The sequence below is a fragment of the Methanobrevibacter thaueri genome (assembly GCF_015062915.1).
In the GTDB taxonomy this organism is placed as follows: Archaea; Methanobacteriota; Methanobacteria; order Methanobacteriales; family Methanobacteriaceae; genus Methanocatella; species Methanocatella thaueri_B.
Genome location: NZ_SUTJ01000023.1, coordinates 5,281 through 16,722 on the forward strand (window position 1 = coordinate 5,281; position 11,442 = coordinate 16,722).

12 protein-coding genes and 5 tRNA genes are annotated in these 11,442 nt (G+C 37.5%); 7 read left to right on the forward strand and 10 right to left on the reverse strand.

The window, feature by feature from the left end:
• Window positions 1–1,682 (reverse strand): carbamoyltransferase HypF (gene hypF, locus E7Z78_RS09475; RefSeq protein ID WP_303724942.1); only part of this gene is annotated, 1,682 nt, incomplete at its 3' end.
• Window positions 1,683–1,737: 55 nt separating this feature from the next.
• On the opposite strand from hypF, the gene larB reads away from it, so the two are divergent.
• Window positions 1,738–2,499, forward strand: coding sequence for a nickel pincer cofactor biosynthesis protein LarB (larB, locus tag E7Z78_RS09480; protein ID WP_303724943.1), 762 nt, complete (start codon window positions 1,738–1,740; stop codon window positions 2,497–2,499).
• The gene (locus tag E7Z78_RS09485) at window positions 2,500–3,057 is read left to right on the forward strand and encodes a GNAT family N-acetyltransferase (protein ID WP_303724944.1); all 558 of its coding nucleotides are present in this window, start codon (window positions 2,500–2,502) and stop codon (window positions 3,055–3,057) included. It begins immediately after the preceding gene.
• Window positions 3,058–3,062: 5 nt separating this feature from the next.
• Here the strand turns inward: E7Z78_RS09485 and E7Z78_RS09490 are convergent, their stop codons facing one another.
• The 9 genes from E7Z78_RS09490 to E7Z78_RS09530 form a co-directional block, all read right to left on the reverse strand.
• On the reverse strand, window positions 3,063–3,548 hold the full coding sequence (locus E7Z78_RS09490; protein WP_303724945.1) for a hypothetical protein: 486 nt from the start codon (window positions 3,546–3,548) through the stop codon (window positions 3,063–3,065).
• Window positions 3,541–4,407, reverse strand: coding sequence for an ABC transporter ATP-binding protein (locus tag E7Z78_RS09495; protein ID WP_303724946.1), 867 nt, complete (start codon window positions 4,405–4,407; stop codon window positions 3,541–3,543). The genes E7Z78_RS09490 and E7Z78_RS09495 overlap by 8 nt, the downstream gene beginning before the upstream one ends.
• A 12-nt stretch (window positions 4,408–4,419) precedes the next feature.
• Window positions 4,420–5,184: an ABC transporter permease gene (locus E7Z78_RS09500; RefSeq protein WP_303724947.1), complete on the reverse strand. Its 765-nt coding sequence runs from the start codon at window positions 5,182–5,184 to the stop codon at window positions 4,420–4,422.
• 62 nt (window positions 5,185–5,246) lie between these two features.
• A complete protein-coding gene (gene hisE, locus E7Z78_RS09505) occupies window positions 5,247–5,537 on the reverse strand; it encodes a phosphoribosyl-ATP diphosphatase (protein WP_303724948.1) in 291 nt (96 codons plus the stop codon).
• A complete protein-coding gene (locus tag E7Z78_RS09510; RefSeq protein ID WP_303724949.1) occupies window positions 5,538–6,344 on the reverse strand; it encodes a CBS domain-containing protein in 807 nt (268 codons plus the stop codon). It abuts the gene before it with no gap.
• An 11-nt stretch (window positions 6,345–6,355) separates the two neighbouring features.
• Entirely contained in the window at window positions 6,356–7,708 is a 1,353-nt protein-coding gene (gene gatB, locus E7Z78_RS09515; RefSeq protein ID WP_303724950.1) for an Asp-tRNA(Asn)/Glu-tRNA(Gln) amidotransferase subunit GatB, read from the reverse strand.
• A 150-nt stretch (window positions 7,709–7,858) separates the two neighbouring features.
• On the reverse strand, window positions 7,859–8,626 hold the full coding sequence (locus E7Z78_RS09520; RefSeq protein WP_303724951.1) for a phosphocholine cytidylyltransferase family protein: 768 nt from the start codon (window positions 8,624–8,626) through the stop codon (window positions 7,859–7,861).
• A gap of 13 nt (window positions 8,627–8,639) precedes the next feature.
• On the reverse strand, window positions 8,640–9,611 hold the full coding sequence (locus E7Z78_RS09525; protein ID WP_303724952.1) for an NAD(P)H-dependent glycerol-3-phosphate dehydrogenase: 972 nt from the start codon (window positions 9,609–9,611) through the stop codon (window positions 8,640–8,642).
• 50 nt (window positions 9,612–9,661) lie between these two features.
• Window positions 9,662–10,642, reverse strand: a complete 981-nt coding sequence (locus tag E7Z78_RS09530) for a radical SAM protein (RefSeq protein WP_303724953.1) — start codon at window positions 10,640–10,642, stop codon at window positions 9,662–9,664.
• A gap of 190 nt (window positions 10,643–10,832) precedes the next feature.
• On the opposite strand from E7Z78_RS09530, the gene E7Z78_RS09535 reads away from it, so the two are divergent.
• The 5 genes from E7Z78_RS09535 (at window position 10,833) to E7Z78_RS09555 (ending at window position 11,339) form a co-directional block, all read left to right on the forward strand.
• A tRNA-Asn gene (locus E7Z78_RS09535) sits at window positions 10,833–10,905 on the forward strand.
• 5 nt (window positions 10,906–10,910) lie between these two features.
• Window positions 10,911–10,984: transfer RNA gene (locus E7Z78_RS09540), tRNA-Ile, on the forward strand.
• A 27-nt stretch (window positions 10,985–11,011) separates the two neighbouring features.
• Window positions 11,012–11,086: transfer RNA gene (locus tag E7Z78_RS09545), tRNA-Glu, on the forward strand.
• 59 nt (window positions 11,087–11,145) lie between these two features.
• A tRNA-Leu gene (locus E7Z78_RS09550) sits at window positions 11,146–11,228 on the forward strand.
• A gap of 35 nt (window positions 11,229–11,263) precedes the next feature.
• Window positions 11,264–11,339: transfer RNA gene (locus tag E7Z78_RS09555), tRNA-His, on the forward strand.
• Window positions 11,340–11,442 lie beyond the last annotated feature (103 nt).

The following is an 11,442-nucleotide window of genomic DNA, read 5'->3' on the forward strand; positions in this document are numbered from 1 at the left end:
TCATCATCATCGAGTATGCTTGCAAGCATTCTGGCAGGATACCTTGTGGCCATGTCTCCTCCAGGCATCAGTTGAGGCTGCAAATGAGCCATTCTTTCAAAGGAGCTGATGTCAGTGTAGAGTATCTCTCCTCCCCAGCTTGTTCCGTCACTTCCGTATCCCACTCCATCGGCAGCTATGACAATCATCTCGTCAATACCATGATCATTTGCAAGTGCTACACTATGTGCGTGATGGTGCTGGACCGGCAGAACCTCTGCATCATATTTCTCTGCAAGCTCATGGGCTAGGCGAGTGGTGAAGAAATGAGGATGCATGTCACATGCGATAACATCAAATTCATTGATTTTGGTAATTCTTTCCATATTCTCAATCGCATTTCTTAAAAACATCAATGTCTTAGGCTTGTTGGTGTTTCCGATATGCTGTGAAGGATATACCTTGTCTCCACGTGCAATTGAAAATGTAACGTCAAGTTCCGGACCCAATGCAAGCACATTGGCATCATTGACATCATAGTTTATTGTGTAAGGCTCTGGAGTGTATCCACGTGACCTTCTGATGAATGACAATTCATTGTTCCTGAATCTAATGACCGAATCGTCGCAACGGTTCAGGATTCTTCTGTTATGAATAAGTGAATAATCGTTAACCCCACCGATGATATCCTCGTTTTCAATCATCATTGGCTCTCCTGGGATGTTAGCGGAGGTCATGACATAAGTGTCAATGTCTCCCTCATCGAAAAGCAGGTAATGCATTGGTGAGTATGGAAGCATGACTCCAATGTTGTGTAGTCCAGGTGACAGGCTTTCAGGGAATCTGTATCCATCGTTTTTTTTCAGAATAACGATTGGTCTTTTATTTGAGGTTATTGTCTCAATTTCCCTATCACTCAACTGAGCATAATTTTCAAGACTTTCCAAATCCTTGCACATTACCGCAAAGGCCTGATTAGGCCTGTTCAGTCTCTTTCTCAATTCCTTGATTGCATCATCATTGTAAGCATCGACAACCAGGTGTGTTCCGCCTATTCCCTTTATTGCTAAAATTTTTCCTTCTTTAAGTATTTCAGCACCTTTTCTTATGGGATTTTCAACGTCAAGCCTGTGTGATCCCTCATAAATCTCCATTTGCGGTCCGCAATCGCTGCAGCAAATCGCCTCACCATGATAACGCCTGTCCAATGGCTGTCTGTATTCAACCAGGCAATCGTCACATAACGGGAAATCCTCCATTGAGGTTCTCACACGGTCATAAGGCACGCTTTCAATAACGGTAAATCTTGGTCCGCAATCGGTACATGCATTGAACGCATACTTGTAGCGCCTGTCATTGGGGTCTCTGATTTCAGCCAGGCACTTGTCGCATATTGCAATGTCCGGCGGAATGACACTAACACCTGAGTATGCGTCACCGCTTTCAATAATTTCAAAATCAGAATAATCTTCAAGTTCGATTTCATCGACTTCCATTGAATCGATTTTAGCTATTGGCGGCAGCTCTTCAGGAAGCCTTCTGACAAAATCATCGGTTTTTTCACCTTCAATAATGATTTCAACCACGTTTCCAAGGTTTCTGACATGTCCATTCAAGTTCAAATCGGTTGCAAGCCTGTAGACATATGGCCTGAATCCCACACCCTGGACTATTCCTTGTGTTAAAATCTTTAAAGCTTTCATTAAATTATAATATTGTAAGTCAAATTTTATATAATTTTATCCTATATATTATATTATGAAAGATATTCTTGAAAGATTAGTTAATGGGGAACTTAATGTAGATGAGGCAGAGCATCTCCTGAAGGCGGATAACATTCTGGAGTTTGACAATGTTGCCAAATTCGACATCAAGCGAAATGAAAGAACAGGTTTTCCCGAAGCAGTATTCTCACCAAGCAAGGACTATGAAGATTTACTGACAATCATAACAAATTATCTTGAAAGAAGCAATGATGATTTAATAATTACCAAATTATCCCAGGAACGCTACGAGAAAATATTAAAAGACATAGGTGAAGACTCACACATTTTTGATTATAACAGAAGAGCCCAGATTCTGGTCATAAGAAAAGAGATTGCCAAAAAGGAGCCGATTGCAAAGATAGGCATAATCACTGCCGGAACCTCAGACATCAACATTGCAGAAGAGGCAAGAGTCATTGTTGAGGAAGGGGGATGTGAGGCAATAACCTCCTATGACATTGGTGTTGCCGGAATCCACAGACTGTTTCCGCAAATCGCCCATATGGTCAAGGAAGGTGTCAGGGTATTCATCGTATGTGCAGGAATGGAAGGGGCACTTCCCTCAGTCGTAGCGGGATTGGTTGACGTGCCGGTCATTGCCGTTCCGACATCAGTGGGATACGGTGTTGGAGAAGGTGGAAGAGTGGCTCTTGATGCGATGCTTCAGTCATGCGCGCCAGGAATAGCAGTGGTCAACATAGATAACGGATTCGGTGCCGGAGTATTTGCACTGACTATTGTAAACAGTGGTTAGATGAGATACGAGACATTCGATTCCCAAAAGCATGACTTGACCAAAGTAGCCAAGCTTGTTTATGATGTTGATTTTAGAACATTCGACATGCTTTTCAAAACACCTGAAAGTGCAGTGAGATGCATCGCCAAGGACTTGCCTAAACGTGGCCTTGGAGACTATTTTAAAGTGATTTTAGAAGATGATCAAATCATTGGCGTACTGATGGTTTACAATTCAAGAGTGTCACACAGATTCTACTTGAAGTCACCTAGATTGCTCATTGTTGATATTCTTGACCATTTCGCATTGGCGGACATTGAGGATGATGATTTGTACCTGGCTGAAGTGGCAATCGATTCCAGATTGAGAGGCCAGGGAATAGGCGGAAAAGTTGTGTGTGATGTTATTGAGTATGCCAAATCAAAGGGTTATAAAAGAGTAACGATTGATGCTGATTTTAGAAATCACGGTGCAAAAAGACTGTATGAGCGTCTTGGGTTCAGTCAATTCAATAAAAAAAGTGTAAAAATAGGGAAATTTGAAAGAGGAATGTATAATTTAGAATATAAATTATAACAGTCCTATTTGTTTTGTTTGAAATTGTGAACTATTGTATCGTGTAGGAAAGTCCAATCATTTTCCCAATTATCATATTTGTCCATTTTCAGTTCAATGGTACGATTGTCCTTAACAAAGTATGAAACGGAATATTCCTTATCTGTAGTTAGATTCTTGTAGAATATTATGTTGGCAGTGTCGTTTTGTGTTGTGTCTTTGATTTCCACTTCTCCACTGCTATTTAAGGATTTCAATGTGGATTTAAATAGTTTGGAAGAGTTATCTCCAGTTCCTTTTATAGTTACATTTGCTGTATTATTCTGATGATCTAATAAATGAACGCTCTTGCCGGTTTCTTTCAATATGTTAAAACCGCTAGGTAATGTCACAGTCATTTCATCAACAACAGTCACCGCTTTTCCAACAGTGGGTGATGAATCAACAATGAAATACATGCATGCAATTCCAGCTATTAAAATAATAATTATTCCTAACCATCGTTTATCCATATTTTTTCCTCAATTTACGTTTTAATTTTTTCTCTTTTTTAATTTTGGCATAGTTGGCATCTTCAACGTAAGCGTCACAGACTGTATTCACATCACCTTCCATGATTAGCTTACCGTTATCAATCCATATGCACCTATCACATATTCTTCTAACCTGATTGATTGAATGTGAAACTAATAAAACGGTAACTCCCTCAGCCATCATTTCATTAATCTTTTCACCACTTTTCTTTCTGAACTTGATGTCTCCAACAGAAAGAATCTCGTCAATAATCAGGATATCTGGGTCGATAAGTGTAGCGATTGAAAAACCTAGTTTTGCCTTCATACCTTTAGAGTAATTTTTTACAGGGAAATTGATGTAATCGCCGAGTTCGGAATATTCAACTATTTCATCGTATTTTTCGTCAAGAAATTCCTTGCTCATGCTTAGCAATGCACCATTCAAGTAAATATTGTCTTTTCCTGAGTAATTCTTATCAAAACCAGCACTTAACTCAAGCAATGGTGCAATTTTTCCATTAATAGTGATATTTCCTTCAGTAGGCTCATAAATTCCAGCAATTATTCTTAAAAGGGTACTTTTACCGGCTCCATTGAAACCTAGTATTCCTAATTTTTCCCCTCTTTTGATTGTGAATGAAATGTCGTCAAGAACCTTAACTTTCTTGGTTTCGCTTTTGTTACGCTTAATGGTTCTGATAACATATTCCTTTAAAGTGTCAATCTTATCGTTTGAAACCTTGAATTCCATGGTTAAATGTTCCACGTTAATGGCAATATCTGAATCTATAGCTGGTGCATTATTTCTAACAGTATTGCTTCCTAACAATCCTTTTAATTTTTCCATTAAACCCATAATAACACCCATCTATAATTCTAAAGTTAATTTCTTACCATAAATACTAAATAATAATATTCCGATTCCCAATGTGGTTAATGCGAACACAGCAATATATAATATTGTTGAAAGGCTAGGTGCAACTCCATAAACGCATTGTCTAAGGCATGTCATTGCACAGTAAACCGGATTCAATGAGAATATTATTTGGAACTTGGTTGGAACAATTTCAATTGGATAGAATAATGCTGATGCATATAATAATACTAATGTAAATACGTTATATAAATATCCAATATCTGTGAAATAAGTGTTACAAACCGCTAAAATCAATCCCACTCCAAATATTAAGATTACAATTAAAACAATTGGTATAATTGCGTAAATTAATGTGAAATGGAAAGGTGCGCCAGTTGCAAACATTACTCCGAACAATATGATGAATGAAATTAAAAAGTTAACGAATTCGTAACATATTGCACTGACCGGAAACATCGGTCTCGGCACGTAAATCTTTTTCAGCAATCTTGCATTCTTTCTAATAGAGTTCATTGAACCTTTAGTACCATGGTTGAAAAAATCAAATATGACTCTACCTGCTAAGTAATAAACAGGATAATTTACAACGTTTTTTCCGAATAACATTGAAAAAACGACTGTAAAAACTATCATAGTTAACAATGGATTAAAGAAACTCCAAAGTATTCCTAAGACAGAATCTTTATATTTTGCAGTTAAATTTTTCTTAACCAGTTCAGTTAATAAAAATTTCTTTTCTGAGAATGTATCAAACATGGTTATAACCAATCTTTTTTATTAAATAAACTTTTATAATTATTAATTAATAAATATTTTACCTATTTTCTTCTTTTTGAAAACTCGTCATAGACCTCATCAAGGTCAATGCCCTTATACACTAGGAGAAGCAATGTGTGAAAGATCAAGTCAACTGATTCATATACAAGATTTTCATCATTTTTGGAGGCAATCAACACTTCACCTGCCTCTTCAGCTATTTTTTCAAGTATCTTGTCTTCAGCTTTCTTGTCGCTGTCCTGCATGATGTTGGATGTGTATGAGTCAATAGGATTGTCCCTTCTGGATTCAAGGACTTCATAAACTTCCCTTATAATCTTTTCATTGCTCATCTAATCATCTCCTTTTGACTCTTGATCCTGCATGCTTTCGGTAAGGGCTATTAATGGATGCTTGTCATCATCGATGATTTCAATATCGTCAAAAGTATAGATTCCAGCTTTATCTGCGGTTTTTTCCATACCTAGCTTGATGTCTTTGCCCAAATCAACAACATATGAATCGACAGTTTCATATCCTCTTTGTGCGGATGCAACTGCCCTGTGGTGTCCATCAACCAAAATCCATCTGTCTCCAGTTTTAACGACAATGGCAGGTTCTGCCAATCCTTTTTCAAGTTCATATGCTCTTCCTTCAAGCTCATCAGCATACACCCTGTCCTGTGTAGGCCTTAACTTGTGTGTGTCAACACGCATATGTTTTAGGGTTGTCTTGATGCCGTATAACTGTTCCATGGTCTTCTTGAAGTATTCGACCTTGTTTGGGGTTGATCTTTCGATGTGTGACCTTACCATATCCGTATTGGTGATAATTCCAACTAGTGCACCATTCTCATCAACCACAGGCATCCTTGAGATTCCTCTTCTAAACATCACTCTGGAAGCGTCATTGATTGACAAGTCTTGGTTTGCGACCACTAGATTTGTACTCATTATTCCTGAAACTGTGTCTGCCCATTCTTTAGCAATGATGTCGAATGCTGTGACCATGCCCACTAGCTTGTTGTTGTCAACAACAGGATAACTGTTGTGTCTGCTTTCCTTCATCAATTCAATTATTGATTCAGTTTCAGTATCTGGAGAAACGCTGATAACATTCTTTGTCATGTAATCCTTAACAAAAGATTTTTTCTCTCCCATGCAGGTTCCTCCTATTCAATGTTTTCTTTTAAGAGTTTAACGGTTTCACCAGGGTCAGCTTTACCTCTAGTTAATCTCATCACTTGTCCCATTAGGAAGTTAAGTGATGCTTTTTGTCCAGCTAAGTAATCGTCAACTGCTTTTGGATTTTCTTCAATGGCCTGTTTGACTGCAGCTAAAATCTCATCGTCTTTGACAACACCAAGTAATCCTAATTCCTCAGCAATTGCCTTTGGAGATTTGTCGTTGTTTGGCATTTGTTCAATAATCTTGTGTCCTGCTTTAGCGGTAATTTCCTTGTCTTGAATCATTTTTAAGAATTCAATCATGTCGTCAGAGGTGATTCCGCTGTCTGCAAAGTCGAGCTTGTTGTAGGACAATACCCTTTTAAGCTCATCCCTCATTACTTTGGCTGCAAATTTGGAGTCAACTTCTTTCACGATTTCCTCATATGCAATAGCCAAGTCAAGCTCTGAAGTCAATACCTTAGCGGTTTCCTCATCAAGACCATAATCCTCTTTAAATCTGTTAACCTTGTTGTGAGGTGCTTCAGGCATTGTATCCAAGATTCTTTGAATGGTTTCATCTGAAATTTTCATTGGTGGTAAGTCAGGATCAGTGATGAATCTGTAATCGTCTGCATCTTCCTTCATCCTCATTCCCACAGTAATCATTTGTGATTCAAGGTAAGCACGGGTTTCCTGTTTTACTTCAACTCCTCTTTTCATGAGGTTTTTCTGTCTGATGAGTTCGAATTTGAGTGCTTTGTATGCACCTTTGATGGAGTTAACGTTTTTCATTTCCACCCTGTTTCCTCCATTGATGGAAATGTTTACGTCTGCTCTCATGGTACCTTCTCCACGTGCTCCTCCGCTGTATTGCAATACGCGAATTAATTCTTTTAGGAAGTTTCTTGCTTCTTCCGGAGATTTAATGTCCGGTTCTGTAACAATCTCAACAAGTGGAATTCCTGAACGGTTGAAGTTTACAGTACCTCTGTCAGGTTTGAATTGACCAGGGTCTTCTTCAGCGTGGATTTCCCTGATTCTAATGCCGTTCAATTCACCGTTGATACCAATAGGAACGGAAGTTCTCTGATAACCGGATGGTAAGTCAGGATAATCGTAATGTTTTCTCATAAAGTAAATGACATCTTGGTCAATTTCACAGTTGAGCATTAAGGCAATCATCAATGCATTTTCCAATGCTTTTTCATTTGTTGGATGTGGTTTTGCACCTGGTTGATTAAGACAAACTGGACAGATGTTTGAGTTAATAGGTGCGTCCTGATAGTTTGTAGGACAATCACAGAATAATTTTGATTCGGTTTCTAGTTGTACGTGGATTTCAAGTCCACACATCATATCGACATCGTCACTAATAATAATTCCTCCTTATAGGATAATTTTTTATATTATCTTTATATTTGTTTAATGCAATTTATAAATATTATTAAAAATAGGGTATTTTTCGGATAAGTGCATTAATTAAAAAAAATAAAAAGAGGTAATGAATTAATTTTCAAATTCATTAACTAATTTTTGAGCTTGATCCCAATCGTTATGATCATCAATCTCGGTCCATTTAAGTCCGTTTGTTAATACGAAGTCTATTGGACTGATTTTGCTTAATGGCTTGTATGCAAAATCATAATAATTTTGTTTGTCCTCTTCCATTAAATCTTCAAGTATTTCATTGAATTTGGTAATGTCTTTGGCGGACACTTTTGAAACACCGATAAATTCTCCGGTGGAACTTGGAATGTCTATTCCTTTTCCAATTTCTTTGATTGATCCATTAGCAATGGTTTTGTCTTCATTGAAAGTTTCATCTTCAATGATTATCTTAAATGATTCTTCATTAAGGTCCTTGAAGTTGTCAACAATTAGGCTTGTGTTTTCCCCTTCTGCAATTCTTGTGATTATTTCAGGATCAACAACATTGTCACCGTTAATCAATATGAAATCGTCTTTTTGGTTTTCTTCAATGTATTTGCTTGCAAGGTAGGTTGAAACTGATGTGTTTGTGACATCATATTTTTCATTCTCAATGATTTTAATGTTTATGCCGTATTTCTCTTCAAGGGTTGGTGTGAAATCAATTACCTTTTCCTTATTGTATCCGACAATCACTATGAATTCGGTAATGTCCTCGTTCATTAGATTTTTAATCATTCTTTCAAGCAATGTCATGCCATTAATTTCAAGTAATGGTTTTGGCTTGTCTTTAGTGAGGGGCATAAGTCTTGACCCCATTCCAGCTGATAAAATTACTCCAATCATAAATATTCACCTTCTATTCAATGTTCTCCCATAATGCGTTAAATGCTTTAATAGGAGCTATTCTTTCAATTATTACATCATAAACAAAATTAACGATATCACTATTGATATCATGATTATCACAGATATCACGAACTGCTTTAATTGAATTTTTACCTTCAAACACGATTCCGCTTGCAGCCTCATCAATAATGAGTCTTTGACCATATAGGATTCCTAATGTATGGTTTCTGCTTTCGGAGGAGGTTGAAGTCATAATCAGGTCTCCGAAACCGCAATACTCGTGCACTGTATCTGCATTTCCTCCAAAAGATTCGATGATTTTGATTGTGTCCTTAAATCCTTTTGTAAGAATGCTGTATCTTGCGTTTTCGTTAATGTTCATTCCTTCACAGATTCCATTAGCTATTGCGTTTATGTTTTTCAGGACTCCGCACAGCTCGATTCCCTTAATGTCGTCAATGACTTTGACCTTGAACTGCTTGGTGGTCAATACCTTCTTGACCATTTCAGCATTTTCACGTTTTCTGGATGCGACATTTGTTATTGTAGGCTGATTCAGCATGATTTCTGATGCAAAATTTGGTCCTGATAATGCGACAAAATTTTCATCAAAGTATTCTGAAATAAGATCTCCCATGGTATTCAGGGAAGGGTACTCGATTCCCTTTGCGGTTGTAACAAGTATGGTTTCACCATCGATAACATCTTTTAAATTATTTAATGTGGTCCTGAATCCTGAGGATGGAATCGCCAAAAAGATAATATCACATTTTTTCAAATCGTTAAAATCAGTTGTGGCCTTTATATTTTCATTCAATTTAGTATTGGGATAATACTGAGTATTGTATCCTTTATTATTAATATCATCACATAAGTCTTGTTTTCTAACATGCAATAATACTTCATCTACATTTTCACTCATTGTTTGTGCAATAGCGGTACCTAATGCGCCTGCACCTATAACACATACATTCAATGCCATTAAAACACCTACTTTCGATGATTTTCTATTAATAAGATATATTATTTTAATTAGTATTTATTTTTTAATGATTCTTTAACATAACGCTTTATGAACTTATCCAAATCAGGGGAAACCTCACTTTTCTCAGGTCCCAGTTGACTTTTGTCGGTGAATGTTCCCTTAAGCTCACGTCCTGCCCATTTGACCTCTTCCTCAACTCTTTTTCCGTATTTTGTTCCAAACATTTTAAATAATGGGAATTTGGTTATTCCATTGGCTCCGCTTAAGATCAATATGCCTATGTTTGCTAGATTGTCAATCCAGGTTCCGCAGATAATCTCAATGTCTGGGAAGGCAAGCCTTACGCGTGCAACCACTTGGGCATAGTAAAGTGATGCCGGCTGTGAGGAGTTTGCATAGATGGTTTCCTTATGTGGATTCAATGAGTAGAAGATCACCCTGTCGATTTTATGGTCTTTGATGTAATCTATGATATAATCCACATCGTCCAAGGTTTCTCCAAGACCTAATATTATTGTTATTGCTTTTTTAAACCCTAAATCGTTGGCGGTGTCTAACATATTGCTTATATCGTCAAGTTTTTTGGATGGACAAACCCTTTCATGGATTTCAGGATTGGCAACCTCAACTGCTCCGGTTATCCCTTTGATTTCAGATCCAAATTCTCCCAATTCATCAGTAATTCCAGTATTCAGCCAGACCCCCTCTCCGGTAATGTCTTTTATGGTGGTTGCAATGTGCTTGATTTCTGAGGTTGTGAATGATTCGTATCCTCCGGATAAAAATTCAATATTCCAATCTAGGCGCTTGCACATTTCGGCTTCTGCAAAGATATTGTTCATGTTTCTTCTAGCCTTTGCAGGGTCTTTTATTTTATTTTTTTGTGTGGACATGTAGCAGAATGCACAGTCTCCCTTGTCACACCACCATGATAGGAATACGGCTCTTTCGAGAGTTATTAGATTTCCATGCTTGTTTATGGTTGTTTCATTTGCTTTTTTAATTAGGTCAAATATGTTAGAATCCATGTGAGTATCTTTGTTCCTTAAACTTTATATACTAGTTTGAATTAATTATTGTATAGATTTGATTTTTTTCATCAAATAAGTTAAAAAACCAAAAACTTTATATACTATGTAATTTAAAGTTATTATTACTGTTTAAAGTCTTTTGATTTTTAATCATGGGTTTTATTTGGTTAAGTCCGATGGGTGATATGCCATCGTAGCTCAGTAGGTAGAGCGTTCGGCTGTTAACCGATTGGTCACAGGTTCGAGTCCTGTCGATGGCGCTGATGGGCCCATAGCTTAGCCAGGTAGAGCGTCCGGCTCATAACCGGAAGGTCATGGGTTCGAACCCCATTGGGCCCATGTTAAAAACTTAGTTTGTATTCGTATGCTCCGGTGGTGTAGTCCGGCCAATCATTTCGGCCTTTCGAGCCGAAGACTCGGGTTCGAATCCCGGCCGGAGCATTTATAAAAATTTGTTAAGATTTTTCATGGTTTCTACGTATCCTTTGTTTTTTATTTAAGCGGGGGTGCCCGAGAGGCCAAAGGGGACAGGCTTAGGACCTGTTGACACAGGTCTTCCAGGGTTCGAATCCCTGCTCCCGCACTTTAACAACTTTTTAACTTAATTTATTAATTTCTGCCGGGGTAGGGTAGGTGGTCATCCTCCGGGACTGTGGATCCCGGGACTCGGGTTCGAATCTCGGCCCCGGCCCCATTTATAAAACTATTTTTTTTAATATATGAGGATGTGACGCAAAATTTTTAATTGAATTTTGTGTTTTTGATTTTTTTATAATTTTTCTTATTTTTAGTTGTTT